Origin of the sequence: Streptomyces noursei ATCC 11455, assembly GCF_001704275.1 — a bacterium.
Classification (GTDB): Bacteria; Actinomycetota; Actinomycetes; order Streptomycetales; family Streptomycetaceae; genus Streptomyces; species Streptomyces noursei.
Genome location: NZ_CP011533.1, coordinates 7,104,489 through 7,121,391, shown reverse-complemented (window position 1 = coordinate 7,121,391; position 16,903 = coordinate 7,104,489). Strand labels below are relative to the sequence as shown.

Below are 16,903 nucleotides of genomic sequence, written 5' to 3'. Positions count from 1 at the left end.
CGCCGTCCGTACGGACCGTGCCAGTCGGTCGAACCGGTCGATCGGGCCGGTCAGTCGGTCGGGCCCGTTCAGCCGCCGGCCGCGGCACCGTCCAGCCGGGCCCGCACCACCAGGTCGTGCAGCGCGTCCCGGCCGGCCGGCGCGTCCGGCAGGGCGGTGGCGGCCTGCGCGGCGTCCAGCCGGGCGTGCAGCGCCTCGATGTCGGCGCGCAGCCGGTCCGGGGGCACCAGGTCGCCGGTCGGCCCGTGTTCGGCCGCCTCCTTGGCCGCGACCAGTTCCGGCACGTAGGCGGGGGCGTCCGGCCCGCCGGCCAGGGTGGGCAGGTGGGCCACCAGCCGGCCGGTGGCCATGAGGTGGATGCCGGTCAGCAGGACCCGCAGCGTGTACAGCAGCGGCTTCAGCTCGCCGGTCTTCTCGAAGAGCCGCCACTGGGTGCCCGCGAAGCCCCGGTAGTGGTGGGCGTGGTGGGAGGTGAACAGGCCGGGGGCGAGCGCGACCAGCTCCTCGTGGACGGGCGTGCTGTGCACGACCAGAGGGGAGAGCAGCTGCTCCAGGACGTAGCCGTTGCGGCGCAGCAGCAGCCGAACGAACTTCCGCAGGTCGTGCGTGACGAGATCCGTCTCGACGCCGTCGTGCTCCCCCATCAGCGTCCTGGTCTCCGCCGGCTCCCGCAGCCCCACGAGGTCGGCCACCGGCAGCAGGTGGACGCCGCGCAGGTCCACGTCGGAGTCGCGGGAGGGGAAGCCGTACAGGTGCGCGCCGGAGACCGTGGCGAAGAGCAGCGGATCGCGCTGCCGCGCGAGGAGGGCGTCCAGGTCGACGGCGGGGATTCCGGCGGCCCGCAGGACCGCGTCCCGGCCGGCGGCGGGGGCCACGGACGTCTCAGGCATCCCAGGCCGCCCCGAGGGCGAGGAGTTCCGCGCGGTACTCGATGCGGGCGGCCCACTCCTGCGGCCAGGCGCCGGCGCCGAGCGCGGCGCCCGCGAACGCGCCGGCGAGGCAGGCGAGCGAGTCGGAGTCCCCGGAGCTGCAGGCGGCCCGGCGCAGCGCGGTGACCGGCTCGTCGGGGAAGAGCAGGAAGCAGAGCAGGCCGGTGGCCAGCGCCTCCTCGGCGATCCAGCCGGCGCCGGTGGCCAGGCACGGGTCGGCCTCCCGGTCCGGTGCGGCGAGCGCCGCGTCGAGCCGGTCCAGGACGCCCAGGCAGTCGTCCCAGCCGCGGGCGATGAACGCCGTCGGGGACGGGTCCTGGGAGCGCCGCCAGAGGTCGCCGAGCCAGTCCTCGCGGTAGGTGGTGCGCTGGGCGTGGGCGTGGGCCCGCAGCAGGCCGGGCAGTTCGGCGGGGCGGGCGCCGTCGGCGAGGACGCGCACGGCGTACGCGGTGAGGTCGCTGGCGGCGAGCGCGGTGGGGTGTCCGTGGGTCAGCGCGGACTGGAGCTGGGCGGCGCCGGAGCGCTGCTCCGGGGTCAGTCCGGGCACCAGCCCGAGGGGCGCCACCCGCATGTTGGCGCCGCACCCCTTGGACCCGATCTGGCTGGCGTCGGCCCAGGGCCGGTGCTCGTCGCTGAGGAGTTGGCAGGCACGAAGACAGGTGAAGCCCGGTGCCCGGTTGTTCTCGGGCGAGCGCCACCAGGCCACGTACGCGCGCCGGACCGGCGGTTCGAGCGTGGCGGCGGTCAGCTCGCCGCCGTCCAGGGCGGTGCGCAGTCCGTGCCCCAGGGCCAGCGTCATCTGGGTGTCGTCGGTGACGAGGGCGGGCTCGGGCAGGTCCATCTCCCGCCAGGGACCGCACTTCGCGAGGATCGCCGGTACGTCGTTGAACTCCATCGGGAAGCCGAGCGCGTCACCGAGCGCCAGCCCGACCAGCGATCCGGTCGCCGTCATCGATGCCCCCATGAAAACCACCCCTTAATCGTCACGATGACATTAAGGGGTGGTGGCCGGCCACCGCAAGCGACGGCCGGCCCGGACGGACCGCGGCGGGCCGGACCTTAGAGGTCCACCTCGCGCATCAGCATCCCGACCTCGGTGTTGGTCATCCGGCGCAGCCAGCCCGACTTCTGGTCGCCCAGGGCGATCGGGCCGAAGTGCGTCCGGACCAGCTTGTCCACCGGGAAGCCGGCCTCGGCCAGCATCCGGCGCACGATGTGCTTGCGGCCCTCGTGGAGGGTGACCTCGACGAGATAGTTCTTGCCGGTGTTCTCCACGACCCGGAAGTGGTCGGCGCGGGCGTAGCCGTCCTCCAGCGGGATGCCGTCCTTGAGCCGCTTGCCCAGGTCGCGCGGGAGCGGGCCCTGGATGGCGGCCAGGTAGGTCTTGGTGACGCCGTAGCGCGGGTGCGTGAGGCGGTGGGCCAGCTCACCGTGGTTGGTGAGCAGGATGATGCCCTCGGTCTCGGTGTCCAGCCGGCCGACGTGGAACAGCCGGGTCTCCCGGTTGGTCACGTAGTCGCCCAGGCACTGGCGGCCGTCCGGGTCCTCCATCGTGGAGACCACACCGGCGGGCTTGTTCAGCGCGAAGAAGAGGTACGACTGGGTGGCGACCGTCAGGCCGTCGACCTTGATCTCGTCCTTCTCCGGGTCGACCCGGACGCCCTGCTCCATGACGATCTTGCCGTTGACCTCGACCCGGGCCTGGTCGATCAGCTCCTCGCAGGCGCGCCGGGAGCCCATACCTGCCCTGGCCAGCACCTTCTGCAGCCGCTCGCCCTCCTGGTCACCGAAGGTCTTGGGGGTCTTGACCTGCGGCTTGTTCTCGTAGCGGGCGCGGTTGCGCTCCTCGATCTTGGCGTCGTACTCGCGGGGCCGCGCGGGGGCCTGGCCGCGGCCGCGCTGCTGACCGCCCGCGCCACCGGCGCCGCCCGGCCGCCCGCCCCGGGACGCGCCCGTGCGGGGGCCGCCCTTGGCGCCGCCGCGGGCCGCCTCGCCCCGGGCGCCGCTCTTGCCGCCGCTCCGGCGCTCGTCGCCGCCCTGGGACCCGCCCACGTCGTAGCGGCGCTCCTCGGGACGGGGGCGGCCCGTGCGCTGCTGCTTCTCGTCCCGCTTGTTGCCCGCGCCGCGGTAGTTGCCCCTGCCGCCGCCGCTGCCCCTGCTGTTACTACCGCTGCTTCGCATCAATGATCCGTCTGAGAGTTGCCGCTGTCGTCTACGTCGAACGACGGGATGCCTTCCGCGGAGTCGCCCTCGACCGCGTCCGCCTCCGGGAGGAACGGTGCGAGCTCAGGGAGCTCGTCAAGGCCGCGCAGGCCCATCCGCTCCAGGAAGTAATTCGTCGTCCTGTACAGGATCGCACCTGTTTCAGGTTCCGTCCCCGCCTCCTCCACCAGGCCGCGCTGCAGAAGCGTGCGCATCACGCCGTCGCAGTTGACCCCGCGGACGGCCGAGACGCGGGAACGGCTGACCGGCTGACGGTACGCGACCACGGCCAGAGTCTCCAATGCGGCCTGGGTCAGCCGGGCCTGCTGGCCGTCCAGGACGAAGCCCTCCACCGCGTCCGCGTAGGCCGCCCGGGAGTAGAACCGCCAGCCACCGGCCACCAGCCGCAGGTCGAAGCCGCGGCCCTGGCGGGTGTAGTCCTCGGACAGCTCGCGCAGCGCCAGCGCCACCGCCCGGCGGGACCGCTGGAGCACCCTGGCCAGGTGCTCCTCGGTCGCCGGCTCGTCGACGACCATGAGGACGGCCTCCAGCGCGGGCTTCAGCTCCAGGTCGGCCACGCCCAGCGCGCCGGCCGGCGGCTCCTGGGGCGCGCGGTGCTCCCCCGGCCCCTGCTCGGTGATCTCGTATCCCGTGCCGCTCACGCCGGCTCCTCCTGTTCCTCCGCCTCCGGGCGGTCCGTCGCGTCCGCGCCGGCGTCCTTGTCGGCCCCTTCGCCCGGTTCCCGGTCGAACTCGTCGGTGACCTGTGGGGCGGCCCCCTCCGCGCCCGTCCAGCGGGCCGTCAGCGTCCCCAGCGCCTCCTCCTGGTCCAGGGCGACCACCCGCTCCCGGTAGAGCTCCAGCAGGGCCAGGAAGCGCGCGACGACGGTGAGGGTGTCGGGGGCGTCGGCGACCAGTTCCCGGAAGTCGGCGGCGCCGGTCGTGCGCAGCCGGGCCACCACCACCTCGGCCTGCTCCCGGACGCTGACCAGCGGCGCGTGGATGTGGTCGACGTAGACCTGCGGCTTCGCCCTGGGCTGCATCGCCCGCACCGCGAGCCGGGCGAACCCCTCCGCCCCGATCCCGAGGACGACCTCGGGCAGCAGCTCCGCGTGGTGCGGCTCCAGCCCCACGGTTCGGGGATGGCAGCGCGTCTCCTCGGCCAGCCGCCCGCTGAAGATCTCCGCGATCCGCTTGTACGCGCGGTACTGGAGCAGACGGGCGAAGAGCAGGTCGCGGGCCTCCAGGAGGGCGAGGTCGGCCTCGTCCTCCACTTCGGCGACGGGCAGCAGCCGGGCCGCCTTGAGGTCGAGCAGGGTGGCCGCGACGACCAGGAACTCGGTGGTCTGGTCGAGGTCCCAGTCCGGCCCCATGGCCCGGATGTGCGCCATGAACTCGTCGGTCACCTTGGACAGCGCGACCTCGGTGACGTCCAGCTTGTGCCGGGAGATGAGCTGGAGCAGGAGGTCGAAGGGCCCCTCGAAGTTGTCCAGCCGGAGCGTGAACCGGCCGTCCCCGGGGGGCGCCGCGGCGGCCCCGCCACCGTCTGCCTCCGGCCTCTCCGCCGTCTCCACGGCCTCGTCCGCGGTCGCCCCCGCGGCCTGCTCGACCGGAGCCGGGGCGGCGTCCACCACGTCCATCACGTCCGGCGCGGGGGCCTCCAGGGCGCTGTCCGGCCCCCGCCCGAGAGCGCGGCGGGTGCGGCGCGGGGCGGGGACGGTCTCGTCGGCGGCGTCGGTCGGCATGGCGGTCCAGTGTGCTGCGGTCCCGCGCCGGGGCGGCGGGTCGGTCACGGGCGGGACACCCCGCCGAAGAGGCAGGCTATCCCGCCACGCGCCGGGGACCGGCCCCCAGGGCGTGTCGGGCGGCCTAGCGGCCTGTCCGATGGGTCAGGGTCGGCAAGGCCGCGGCGTCTGGTGCGGTGCGTCGCAAGGCGCCGGAGCGGCTCGATAGCGGAGCTATTGGGGCGTTTCGGCAACGCCGCGAGGGGCCGTACCAGACGCCGCGGACCCGGCCATGATCCACATCGGACAGGCCCTAGCGGCCGCGGAGCCGCCGGACCAGGATGCTGGCGTCCCCGCGCGACTCCAGGTCGGCGAGGACCACGGCCACCGCCTCGCGGACGATCCGGCCGCGGTCGACCGCCAGGCCGTGCTCGCCGCGCAGCACCAGGCGGGCGTGTTCGAGGTCCATGAGCTCCTCGGCGGAGACATAGACGGTGATCTTCTCGTCGTGCCGTTCCCGGCCGCTGGGACGGCGGTTGGCGCCGCGCCCCCGGCGGCGGCCCGACGCACCGGCCGGCGCCGCGGCCTCCCGCTCGGCGCGGGCCGCCCGGCCGGCCGTCGTCCGGTGCCCGGCGGAAGCCTCCGACTCCGCCTCGCGGCCGCCGTGCTCGGCCGACGCCGTGCGCGCCGCGCCCGCGGCACCGTCGTCGGCCGCCGGGGCATCGGCGTCCGCGCCGGCCCCGGCCCGCGACCGGCGCGCCCCGGGGGTGTCCTCGGCCGCGTCCGACGTGGGGTCCGACTCGCCGGCCGGGGCGGGCACCCGGACGTCCTCGCCGCCGGCCGGACCGCCGTTCGTACGGCGGGGAGTGGACGACTGCAGGCCCACTCCCCCGGTGGTGCGGAACAGTTCGTCGGCTCCGGGCAGACTCACTCGGCGTGACACCGGGCGAGCACCTCCCTGGCGAGCTGGCGATAGGCCGCGGCCCCCACGGAGTTGGAGGCGTAGGTGGTGATCGGCTCACCGGCGACGGTGGTCTCCGGGAAGCGGACCGTACGGCCGATGACGGTGTGGTAGACGTGATCGTCGAACGCCTCGACGACGCGCGCCAGGACCTCGCGGCTGTGCACGGTGCGGGAGTCGTACATCGTCGCCAGGATGCCGTCCAGCTCGAGGTCGGGGTTGAGCCGCTCCTGGACCTTCTCGATCGTCTCGGTGAGCAGCGCGACCCCGCGCAGCGCGAAGAACTCGCACTCCAGCGGCACGATGACCTTGTGAGCGGCCGTCAGGGCGTTGACGGTCAGCAGGCCGAGCGAGGGCTGACAGTCGATGACGATGTAGTCGTAGTCGGGCAGCAGGGGCTTCAGGGCCCGCTGGAGGGTCGACTCGCGGGCGACCTCGCTGACCAACTGCACCTCTGCCGCTGACAAATCGATATTGCTGGGCAGCAGGTCCATGTTGGGGACCGCGGTCTTGAGCAGAACCTCGTCGGCCGACATGCCCCGCTCCATGAGCAGGTTGTAGACCGTCAGGTCCAGTTCCATCGGGTTGACGCCGAGTCCGACGGACAGGGCACCCTGCGGGTCGAAGTCGACGAGCAGCACCCGGCGGCCGTATTCGGCGAGTGCGGCACCCAGGTTGATGGTCGAGGTGGTCTTGCCGACCCCGCCCTTCTGGTTGCACATCGCGATGATCTTCGCCGGGCCGTGTTCCGACAACGGTCCCGGGATGGGGAAGTAAGGCAGCGGGCGTCCGGTCGGGCCGACCCGCTCACGGCGCTGGCGCGCCGCGTCCGGCGCGAGCGTCGCCGCGTATTCGGGGTCCGGCTCGTACTCGGCGTCCGGGTCGTAGAAGTGCCCTTCGGGCAGGTCGTCGTAGTCGGCGAGACGGGCGGGCTCTCCACTGCCCCGGTCGCCGGCCATGGCGTTCACGTGTTGGCCGTCCATGCTCTGGTGGGCTGTCGTGGAAGTGCTCTGGGGGGCTGCGAAGGGGTGGACCGCTACGGAGCCGACAGCCTCGCGCCCCGAGGGACCCTGGCCCCGTGCAACCGCTCCTGGCCGACCTCCTCCGGGAGTAAATGTCGACTCATTCACAAGTCGTCTTACCTCCTTGGATGTGACCAGGAAACTTATCGATAGGTCAGCGTGGCACCATGCCGACGGTTGGCGACTCTATGGCGTGTCGGGCGTCCGCAGCAACACAATCCGCCGGACCCGGCCCGATGTGTCGGTAATGGAAGCCCCCGATGTCAAGAGTGCACAGCGCACAAGACGGATGTTTCGGGGGTGCGCGAATAGGTTAAAGGGTTACGTTCACGGCGAGTTGAGAGTTGGCCGCCGGGAGCCGCTCCCGGGACGCGTCGCACATGCGACCGGCCGGGCCCTGTAGAGAGGGCCCGGCCGGTCGTGCGGCGCTTGACGCGTGCGGTTGACGCCCTTTAGCCGAGGAGGGTGCGCAGCTCCACGTACTCCAGACCGTGGGCCTGGGCGACCTCGGGGTAGACGACCTTGCCGTCGTGGGTGTTCAGACCCTTGGCCAGCGCGGGGTCACGGCGCAGCGCCTCGACCCAGCCGCGGTTCGCCAGCTCCACGATGTAGGGCATCGTGGCGTTGGTGAGGGCGTAGGTGGAGGTGTTGGGCACCGCGCCGGGCATGTTGGCGACGCAGTAGAAGACCGAGTTGTGGACCTGGAAGGTCGGCTCGGCGTGCGTGGTCGGCTTGGAGTCCTCGAAGCAGCCGCCCTGGTCGATCGCGATGTCGACAAGGACACTACCGGGCTTCATCTTGGCGACCAGCTCGTTGGTGACGAGCTTGGGGGCCTTGGCGCCCGGGATCAGGACCGCACCGACGACCAGGTCGGCCTCGACGACGGCCTTCTCCAGCTCGTAGGCGTTGGAGACGATCGTCTGCACCTTGGTGCCGAAGATCTTGTCGGCCTCGCGGAGCTTGTTGATGTCCTTGTCGAGCAGGGTGACGTGGAAGCCGAGGCCCACGGCGATCTGCACCGCGTTCCAACCGGAGACGCCACCGCCGATGACGACGGCCTTGCCGGCCTGGACACCGGGGACGCCACCGGGCAGCACGCCGCGGCCGCCGGCCTGGCGCATCAGGTGGTAGGCGCCGACCTGCGGGGCGATCCGGCCCGCGACCTCGGACATCGGGGCCAGCAGCGGCAGCGCGCGGTTGGCGGTCTCGACCGTCTCGTAGGCGATGGCGGTGGTGCCGGACTCCAGCAGGGCGTCCGTGCACTCCTTGGACGCGGCCAGGTGGAGGTAGGTGAACAGGGTCTGGTCCTTGCGGAGGCGGTGGTACTCCTCCGCGATCGGCTCCTTGACCTTCAGCAGCAGGTCGGCGGTGCCCCAGACCTCGTCGGCGGTGTCGAGGATGGTGGCGCCGGCGGCGACGTACTCCTCGTTCGTGATGGACGAGCCGAGACCGGCGTCCTTCTCAATGACGACCTGGTGGCCGTTGCGGACGAGCTCGTGGACTCCGGCGGGCGTGATGGCCACGCGGAACTCGTTGTTCTTGACCTCGCGGGGGATGCCGACCTTCACGTCGATCACGGTCCTTGAATGAGAGCTTGCAGAAGGAATTATCCCTCATGCGATGCATGACGGAACTGACCGCGCCGTACGCGGCCTGACCAGTCTATTGAAGGACGTCACGTTGTCTAGCCTTGCAAAGACATAATTTTCCGGAAGGCCACTACCGATTTCGTAGGTCACTCGGGGTGCTCCTCCCGTCGCCGCTCCCCCGCCGCCCGATGCAGCCGTGCCGCTGCTGGGTCGCCGAGCCGGTCGAGGATCTCCGCAATCCGCAGCTGGAGGCGCACCTCCAGCGCCCCGTCGGCCGCCGCACGGGCGAAATCGAGGGCCTCCAGCAGGCTGCGCAGCGCCCCGTCGAGCTGCCCGACGTGCTCGTGGACGTCCGCCGCCACCTCCGCCGCACGCGCCTGACCTGCGGCATCGCCGAGCCTGCGGGAGGTCCGGGCGGCCGCCCGGCAGTCCTTCAGCGCCTGCTCATGGCGGCCGGCGCGGCCGTGCGCGGCACCGATCCGGGCGTGCAGCCGGGCCGCGTCGGCCCGCTCGCCCCGGGCCAGCCGCAGCTCCAGCGCCCGCCCGTACCAGTCCGCGGCCCGGACCCAGTCGCCCAGCTCGGTGTAGGTGTCGCCCAGCGACTCCAGCGCCCGGCCGGTGGCCAGGGGATCCTTGACCGCGCGAGCCGACTCCAGGGCCCCCCGGTAGCGGGTGAGCGCCTGCTCCTGTCGGCCGGCCCCGGCGTCCAGGTCGCCGAGGTTGAGCAGGGCGGCGGCCCGCTCGCGCGGCAGGGCGCGCCGCTCGGCGACCTCAAAGAGCAGCGCATGCAGGGTGTAGAGGTCGGGCGCGGCGGCCTCGGGGCCGTAGTGGGCGAGCAGGGCGCGGGTCAGCGAGGTGATCAACCGCCGGTCCAGCGTGTCGAGTTGGCCGTCCGCGACGGCCATCCGGGCGGCGTCCAGCAGGGCGCCGCGGCGGGTGTGCAGCCAGTGCGCGGCGGCGGCCCTGGTGGCGAAGCGCAGCGAGCGGGGCAGCTCCCCGGCCCTGCGGCGGGCGGGCGAACCGGATGGTTCGGCGGCCGCCCGGCACGACTGGACCAGTCGCACCGTCCGCTCCAGCATCCGGGCCCGGGCCAACTGCACGTCGGCCGGCCGCTCTTGTCCGTGGATCAGTTCCCGGGAGAACGGCACGAGGCAGCCGGGGAGCCGGTAGCGGGGACCGATCGCGGCGTCGGCGGGCGGGACGTGCGGGCCGTCGTCCTCGGGGACCGGCCGCACCAGGCCGAGCGCGGCGAAGTCGTGCAGCACCGCGGCGGCGGCCGGGACCGTGCAGCCGCCCAGCGCGGCGGCGGTGTGCGGATCCACCAGGCCGTCCGGCGCGAGCGTGGCCAGGCGCAGTATCCGGGCGGCGGGTTGGGGCAGCGCGTCGTAGGTGAGGCGGAAGGCGCGGTGCAGGGGGCGGTCGCCGGCCGGCAGGTCCGGCGGCAGCGGGACGGCGAGCAGCGCCTGGCGCAGGTCGGCGACGGAGAGCTTGGGACGGGCGGCGAGCCAGGCGCCCGCCAGTATCAGCGCCGCGGGCTGGCCGCCGCACTCCTCGGCGACGGCCTCCGCGGTCCGCGGATCGACGGTGACCCGGGTCGGTCCCGCGTAGTGGCACAGCACCTCGACGGCGGCCGCGGTGTCCAACCCGCCCAGGGCGCAGGGCCGGACGTCCGGGATGCCGGTCAACGGGCCCTGCGAGACCACCACGACCAGGCAGTCCGGGGCGTCCGGGATCAGCGGTTCGACGTGCTCGGCGCCCGGCGCGTCGTCCAGCAGGAGCACCGTCCGCCGCCCGGCCAGCGCGGTGCGCACCGCCTCGGCCAGTTCGTCCTCGTCGGCGCCCGGCGGGGCGTCGGCGCCGAGCTCGGCGAGCAGGTCGCGGGCGGTCCGGGCGAGGCCCGTCGGGGCGGCGTCCCGGCCGGTCAGGACGGCGCGCAGCACCCCGTCCGGGTACTCGTCGGCGATCTCCCGCAGCAGCGCCTCGGCCAGGGTGGTGCGGCCGGAGCCGGGGCGGCCGGCGATCAGCAGGACGCGGCTGCGGGCGCCCCGGCGACCGGTGAGGGTGTCCAGGCCGGCCCGCCCGATGTCGGCGCGCAGCGCCTTGAGTTCATGGCGGCGGCCGGCGAATCCGGGGAGGCCGGAGCGGGCGGCGGCAGCGTCCTGGCGGGGCAGCGTCGCCCGCCGTTCCCGGGCCGCCGCGCCGGGCCCGCGCGCCGCGTCCGGCGCACGGTGCCCCCCGTCCACCGCCTGGTCCGTCACCGGTCACCCTCCCGTCCGCCCGCGCGCTTGGGTTCCCGTCGCGGGCGCGTACGGGAACCCTGTCGAGCGTAGTTCACGATCCGTCACACACCGTGCGGAGCAGGGCTGTTGGGTCACTCGATCGGATCGGCCGATCATCCGACCGGGAGACGGAGGGGCCCCGGGCCGGGGCGGCGGCACCCGGCCCGGGGTCAGGCCGCGAAGGGACGGGCTGGCCAGGGCGCGTCGGCCGGCCGGAGGGCGTCCAGGCCGTCGCCGGCGCGTGCCGCGGTGAGCGCCAGCACTCCCACGACCAGGCAGTTGTTGTGCAGCTCGCCGGCGAGCACCCCGCGGACCAGCTCGTCCGCCGACACCCGCGCCAGCTCCATGTCGGCCTCCTCCTCGGAGACCTCGAAACGCTCGCCCTCGGCCTCGGACAGCCCGCGGGCGAGGAAGATCCGCACCGCCTCGTCGCAGCCGCCCGGGGTGGTGTAGACGTCGGTCAGCACCCGCCAGTCCTCGGCCTCGACGTGCGCCTCCTCGTACAGCTCGCGCTGTGCGGCGTGCAGCGGGTTCTCCCCGGGGACGTCGAGCAGGCCGGCGGGGATCTCCCACAGCTTCTGCCGCACCGGATGGCGGTACTGGCGCAGCACCAGCACCTGGCCGGCGTCGTCGAGGGCGAGGACCGCCACCGAGCCGGGGTGGACCTGGTAGTCGCGGGTGGCGGTGGAGCCGTCCGGCATCACGACCCGGTCGGTGCGCACGCTCGTCTTCGCCCCGGTGAACGGCGTGGTGGTCCCGGTGACCGTCCATTCCTCCGGGGTGTCCTTGATCGCCATGCGCGTCCTCCTGTAGGTGCCTGTGCCACAACGGAAACCGGGGTACCGCCCCACGAGGTGAGGCCGTACCCCGGCAACCGTATCCGGCGTGTCGGCGCCTACTTCTTGGCGCCCGGCTTCCGGGCCGCCTGCTGCCGCTCGACGGCTGCCTTCACCAGGCCGGCGAAGAGCGGGTGCGGACGGGTCGGGCGGGACCGCAGCTCCGGGTGCGCCTGGGTGGCGACCAGGTAGGGGTGGACCTCGCGCGGGTACTCGACGTACTCGACCAGCTTGTTGTCCGGGGAGGTGCCGGAGAACTGCAGGCCGGCCTTCTTCTCCAGCTCGCCGCGGTAGGCGTTGTTGACCTCGTAGCGGTGGCGGTGGCGCTCCTCGACGTAGGGCTCGCCGCCGTAGACCTCGCGGACGATGGAGCCCTCGGCGAGCTTGGCCGGGTACATGCCCAGCCGCATGGTGCCGCCCATGTCGCCCTCGCCGGCGACGATGTCCATCTGCTCGGCCATCGTGGAGATCACCGGGTGGGTGGCGGCCGGGTCGAACTCGGTGGAGTTGGCACCCTCGATGCCGGCGAGGTTGCGGGCCGCCTCGATCACCACGCACTGCAGGCCCAGGCAGAGGCCGAGCAGCGGGAGCTTGTTCTCGCGGGCGTAGGTGATCGCGCCGACCTTGCCGTCCACGCCGCGGTCGCCGAAGCCGCCGGGGACGCAGACCGCGTCGCAGTCGGAGAGCTGCGCACGGGCGCCGGCCGGGGTCTTGCAGTCGTCGGAGGTGACCCACTTGATCTTGACGCGGGCCTTGTTGGCGAAGCCGCCGGCGCGCAGCGCCTCGGTGACCGAGAGGTAGGCGTCGGGCAGGTCGATGTACTTGCCGACCAGCGCGATCTTGACCTCGTGGTCAGGGTTGTGGACGCGGTCGAGCAGGTCCGCCCACTGGGTCCAGTCCACGTCGCGGAACGGCAGGTCCAGCTTGCGGACGACGTAGGCGTCCAGGCCCTCGGCGTGCAGGACCTTGGGGATGTCGTAGATCGAGGGGGCGTCGATGGCGGCGACCACCGCGGCCTCGTCGACGTCGCACATCAGCGAGATCTTGCGCTTGATGGCGGTGGGCACCTCGCGGTCGGCGCGCAGCACGATCGCGTCGGGCTGGATGCCGATGTTGCGCAGCGCGGCGACCGAGTGCTGGGTCGGCTTGGTCTTCAGCTCGCCGGACGGGCCGATGTAGGGGAGCAGCGAGATGTGCACGACGAAGACGTTGTCCCGGCCGACCTCGTGGCGGACCTGGCGGACGGTCTCCAGGAACGGCAGCGACTCGATGTCGCCGACGGTGCCACCGACCTCGGTGATCACGACGTCGACGTCCTCGGTCGCCATCCGCCGGATGCGGTGCTTGATCTCGTTGGTGATGTGCGGGATGACCTGCACGGTGTCACCGAGGTACTCGCCGCGCCGCTCCTTGGCGATCACGGTGTTGTAGACCTGGCCGGTGGTGACGTTGGCCGAGCCGTCGAGGTCGACGTCGAGGAAGCGCTCGTAGTGGCCGATGTCCAGGTCGGTCTCGGCGCCGTCGTTGGTGACGAAGACCTCACCGTGCTGGAACGGGTTCATCGTCCCGGGGTCGACGTTGAGGTAGGGGTCGAGCTTCTGCATCGTGACCCGCAGACCGCGCGCCTTCAGGAGCGCACCCAGGCTGGAGGCGGTGAGCCCCTTGCCGAGCGAGGAGGCGACGCCCCCGGTGACGAAGAGGTGCTTGGTCGTCGTGGATTTGGGCGGCATGGCCAAGAGGGGGCTCCCGTGGTCGCGAGGTGGAGAGGTGCGATGCGGCGCCGACCCTGGGATTCAGGGGGTGCCTTCGCTGCGGTTCGGGGGTGCCGCATTTCTGCTGGGGCCCACCGGTCCACGGGGTACCAGGCTATCAGCGACCGGGCATGGTCGCGTCCGGCCACGCACCGGAGGGGGTTGTTCCGCAGGCCACCCTTTCGGAGCACCCCCACTCGACGTGAGCGTCGCGCGCAGCACTCCCCTGCGTCGTATCCTGCTCGGACACTCGCTACGAGCCGTCCGGGAAGGCACCACCCTGCCCCAGCCACCGCTGGGTGGGGGTGCCCCCAGCGATAGCTGGGGGAGTGCCCCCAGCCCGATTTCCGGTCCCGCTGCTCGGCGACGTTTCATGGGCAGGACGGACAGCACACAACGTCCCATGGGGGGCGTGACTCCAGTTCGACGGGAGATGCACGTGGCCGGGCGCATCGAGGACTACGCACTTATCGGTGATATGCAGACCGCCGCTCTCGTGTGCCGGGACGGCACGGTCGACTGGCTGTGTCTGCCGCGTTTCGACTCACCGGCGGTCTTCGCGGGGCTGCTGGGCACCGAGGAGCACGGCTTCTGGCGGATGGGCCCGGCCGGTGGGGACGGCGGCCCGCGGGCCGCGGACCGGCGGCGCTACCGAGGGGATTCACTCGTCCTGGAGTCCGAGTGGGACACTCCGCGCGGTACCGTCCGGGTGATCGACTTCATGCCGCCGCGGGACGGCGCGCCGCAGGTGATCCGGATCGTGGAGGGCGTCAGCGGTCGCGTCCCGATGCGGTCGGAGCTGCGGATGCGGTTCGCGTACGGCTGGGTGGTGCCCTGGGTCCACAAGGTCGACGGCCGGACCGTGGCGGTCGCCGGGCCGGACGCGGTGTGGCTGGACACCTCCGCCGAGACCTACGGCAAGGACCTGACGACGTACTCGGACTTCACGGTGTCGCCGGGCGAGCGGATCGCGTTCACGATCAGCTGGCAGCCCTCGCATCAGGAGCCGCCGGCCCTGGCCGAGCCGGAGCAGTCGCTGGAGGCGACCGAGGACTTCTGGCGGGAGTGGGTCGAGCACTGCACCTACCACGGGCCCTACCGGGACGCGGTGGTGCGCTCGCTGATCACGCTCAAGGCGCTGACGTACGCGCCGACCGGCGGGATCGTGGCGGCCCCGACGACCTCCCTGCCGGAGTGCATCGGCGGGGTCCGCAACTGGGACTACCGCTTCACCTGGCTGCGGGACGCGGCGATCACCCTGTCGTCGCTGCTGCGCACCGGCTACCGCGAGGAGGCCCGGGCGTGGCGCGAGTGGCTGCTGCGGGCGGTGGCCGGCGACCCGGAGAACCTCCAGATCATGTACGGCATCGCCGGTGAGCGGGAGCTGGGCGAGACCGAGCTCAAGTGGCTGCCCGGGTACGAGGATTCGCGCCCGGTGCGGGTCGGCAACGGCGCCGCCGGCCAGCTCCAGCTGGACGTCTACGGCGAGGTCACCGAGGCGCTGCACCTGGCGCACATGACCGGGCTGGCCCGCAACGACTACGCCTCGCTGCTCCAGATCAAGTTGATCGAGTGGGTGGAGAAGCACTGGGACGAGCCGGACGAGGGCATCTGGGAGGTGCGCGGACCGCGCCGGCACTTCGTCCACTCCAAGGTCATGACCTGGGTCGCGGTCGACCGCACGGTCAAGCTGATCGAGTCCGGGGACGTCGACGGCCCGCTGGAGCGCTGGAAGGACCTGCGGGAGACCATCCACCGGGACGTCTGCGAGAAGGGGTACGACAAGGAGCGGAACACCTTCACCCAGTCCTACGGGTCGGAGGAGCTGGACGCGTCGCTGCTGCTGATCCCGCAGGTGGGGTTCCTGCCGCCGGACGACAAGCGGGTGATCGGCACCATCGAGGCGATCCAGCGGGAGCTGTCCACCGAGGACGGGTTCGTGCTGCGCTACCCGACGGCCGGCGAGGGGCTCGGCGTGGACGGCCTCGAAGGCGACGAGGGGGCGTTCCTGGCCTGCTCGTTCTGGCTCGCCGACGACCTGGCGATGATCGGCCGGGTGGAGGAGGCCCGCAAGCTCTTCGAGAAGCTGCTCTCGCTCCGCAACGACCTGGGGCTGCTCGCGGAGGAGTGGGATTCCCGGCTCCAGCGCCAGGTGGGGAACTTCCCGCAGGCGTTCAGCCACGTTCCGCTGATCGACACGGCGCTGCGGCTGACCGCCAGCGGGGCGTACGGAGGTTAGTGCCCCCTTCGGGGCACCAACCTCCCGGCGGTCTTCGCTGCCGTCGGGGTCCGGCTGCCCGTGGTTCAGAACGGCGTCAGGGTGAGGGTCAGCTCCTTGGGGGCGCGGTCCTCGATGTAGGAGGCGAAGCCGGCGACGTCGTCGAAGGCGAAGCCGTACGCCTTGCCGTCCGACGTCGCGGCGTGCATGGCGCGGGCGTAGTGGTTGGTGAGCGGCTGCTGGTAGAAGGCGGCCGGGTCGGTGACGGGCTGGGCGGCGTGGGTCGCCAGGGTGGAGCGGTTGAGGGCGGCGCCCAGGACGGCGGCCACCGGGCCCCGGGTGCCGTCGTTGGGGGCGGCCAGGGTGCCGTCGCAGAAGAGGACGTCGCGGGTGGACGGTTTGTCGAAGGCGACCGTGCCGACGGGGGCACCCCCACCCCGGCCCTTGGGGCCTTGGGGGCCGGTGAAGGTGAGCCGGCCGCCGTCGGTCCGGCCGGTGAAGGTGCCTGCGGCGGTGGTGACGGTCAGGTCCTTGGCGGCGTACGCGGACCAGGCGGCGTCGACGGCGGGGGCGAAGTAGTCGGCGGCGAACAGGCCGCTGTCCAGGCCGTGGCCGGGGGCGATCACCCGCCGGTCGCCGACGACCAGGCGGTCGAAGCCCGCGGCGGCCCCGACGTCGGCGAAGATCCGGGCCCGGGCGCCGTCCTTGAGCGTGCCGGTGGTCTGGTCGGCGGCGCCGGTGAGCCGCAGGGCGAGCGGGACGCTGAACATGTCGACCATGGTGGTGTTGCAGTACATCCCGCCGGAGGTGTGGGTGAACTCGGCGCAGTCGTGCAGGACCTCGTAGTTGGGGTCGGTGGCGACCCAGCCCGCCGGGTAGGCCAGCGCGGGCCGGCCGCTGCCGTCGGCGACCGCCTTGATCTTGAGCTTGGCGCCCAGGCTGACGTAGATCCGGCCGGACATCGGGGGCAGCCCGAGGGTGGTGGGGCCGTTGGCGGCGAGCGGTATCGCGTAGTCGGTGTAGCCGTCCGGGCCGTTGTCGGCCAGGGCGACGGGGGCGGGGCGGCCGTCCGGGGTGACCCGGATCTGCTGGGTGCCGTCGTTGCCGAGGATGTAGATCCAGACGGAGCCGTTGGCGTAGGAGCCGGAGTTGTTGACGACGTGCAGCGGGAGGGGTGCCGCGGCGGGGCGGGCGGGGGCGCCGGCGGCGCGGCCGGCGAGGGCGGCGGCGGCAACGGTGGCGGCGCCGGCGGTGAGTCCGCCGAGCAGGGTGCGACGGGTGATCATGAGGCGGCTCCTTGTGGGGGGGTGGGGTGAGCGCTCTCGGTGGGACGTGCGGGCACCCTGCCCAGTTGTCGCCGATCTCGTCAAGTGGGCTGGCGGGGGCGGGAGTT

The 16,903-nt window shown here is 72.9% G+C and carries 13 protein-coding genes; 1 reads left to right on the top strand and 12 read right to left on the bottom strand.

What is annotated here, in order from left to right; genetic code table 11:
• Positions 1–68: 68 nt before the first annotated feature.
• The 11 genes from SNOUR_RS30215 to pyrG all read right to left on the bottom strand — a co-directional run bounded on the left by SNOUR_RS30215 (position 69) and on the right by pyrG (position 13,271).
• Positions 69–890 (bottom strand): nucleotidyltransferase domain-containing protein, encoded by an 822-nt coding sequence (locus SNOUR_RS30215; RefSeq protein ID WP_174717915.1) that lies wholly within the window; start codon positions 888–890, stop codon positions 69–71.
• Positions 883–1,881: an ADP-ribosylglycohydrolase family protein gene (locus tag SNOUR_RS30210; protein WP_312634152.1), complete on the bottom strand. Its 999-nt coding sequence runs from the start codon at positions 1,879–1,881 to the stop codon at positions 883–885. The genes SNOUR_RS30215 and SNOUR_RS30210 overlap by 8 nt, the downstream gene beginning before the upstream one ends.
• A 107-nt stretch (positions 1,882–1,988) precedes the next feature.
• On the bottom strand, positions 1,989–3,110 hold the full coding sequence (locus SNOUR_RS30205; protein WP_067353253.1) for a pseudouridine synthase: 1,122 nt from the start codon (positions 3,108–3,110) through the stop codon (positions 1,989–1,991).
• Positions 3,110–3,793, bottom strand: a complete 684-nt coding sequence (gene scpB, locus SNOUR_RS30200) for an SMC-Scp complex subunit ScpB (protein WP_067353251.1) — start codon at positions 3,791–3,793, stop codon at positions 3,110–3,112. The genes SNOUR_RS30205 and scpB overlap by 1 nt, the downstream gene beginning before the upstream one ends.
• Positions 3,790–4,875 carry a segregation and condensation protein A gene (locus tag SNOUR_RS30195; RefSeq protein ID WP_067353248.1) on the bottom strand — a complete coding sequence of 362 codons (1,086 nt, stop codon included), beginning with the start codon at positions 4,873–4,875 and terminating at the stop codon, positions 3,790–3,792. Before SNOUR_RS30195 ends, scpB begins: the two co-directional genes overlap by 4 nt.
• Positions 4,876–5,167: 292 nt before the next feature.
• Positions 5,168–5,797: a hypothetical protein gene (locus SNOUR_RS30190; RefSeq protein ID WP_312634151.1), complete on the bottom strand. Its 630-nt coding sequence runs from the start codon at positions 5,795–5,797 to the stop codon at positions 5,168–5,170.
• The gene (locus SNOUR_RS30185) at positions 5,782–6,798 is read right to left on the bottom strand and encodes a ParA family protein (RefSeq protein ID WP_067353241.1); all 1,017 of its coding nucleotides are present in this window, start codon (positions 6,796–6,798) and stop codon (positions 5,782–5,784) included. The genes SNOUR_RS30190 and SNOUR_RS30185 overlap by 16 nt, the downstream gene beginning before the upstream one ends.
• Before the next feature lie 491 nt (positions 6,799–7,289).
• A complete protein-coding gene (gene ald, locus SNOUR_RS30180; RefSeq protein ID WP_067358926.1) occupies positions 7,290–8,405 on the bottom strand; it encodes an alanine dehydrogenase in 1,116 nt (371 codons plus the stop codon).
• 167 nt (positions 8,406–8,572) lie between these two features.
• The gene (locus SNOUR_RS30175) at positions 8,573–10,684 is read right to left on the bottom strand and encodes a tetratricopeptide repeat protein (protein WP_067353239.1); all 2,112 of its coding nucleotides are present in this window, start codon (positions 10,682–10,684) and stop codon (positions 8,573–8,575) included.
• Positions 10,685–10,875: 191 nt separating this feature from the next.
• On the bottom strand, positions 10,876–11,502 hold the full coding sequence (locus SNOUR_RS30170; RefSeq protein ID WP_067353236.1) for an NUDIX domain-containing protein: 627 nt from the start codon (positions 11,500–11,502) through the stop codon (positions 10,876–10,878).
• Between the two features lie 98 nt (positions 11,503–11,600).
• Positions 11,601–13,271: a CTP synthase gene (gene pyrG / locus SNOUR_RS30165; RefSeq protein WP_067353235.1), complete on the bottom strand. Its 1,671-nt coding sequence runs from the start codon at positions 13,269–13,271 to the stop codon at positions 11,601–11,603.
• A 454-nt stretch (positions 13,272–13,725) separates the two neighbouring features.
• Here pyrG and SNOUR_RS30160 point away from each other — a divergent pair, with 454 nt between their 5' ends.
• Complete coding sequence (locus SNOUR_RS30160) at positions 13,726–15,531, top strand: glycoside hydrolase family 15 protein (RefSeq protein WP_067353232.1); 1,806 nt, start codon at positions 13,726–13,728, stop codon at positions 15,529–15,531.
• Positions 15,532–15,596: 65 nt separating this feature from the next.
• On the opposite strand, the gene SNOUR_RS30155 is transcribed toward SNOUR_RS30160, so the two are convergent.
• The gene (locus SNOUR_RS30155) at positions 15,597–16,796 is read right to left on the bottom strand and encodes a beta-1,3-glucanase family protein (RefSeq protein ID WP_067353229.1); all 1,200 of its coding nucleotides are present in this window, start codon (positions 16,794–16,796) and stop codon (positions 15,597–15,599) included.
• Positions 16,797–16,903: the final 107 nt, after the last annotated feature.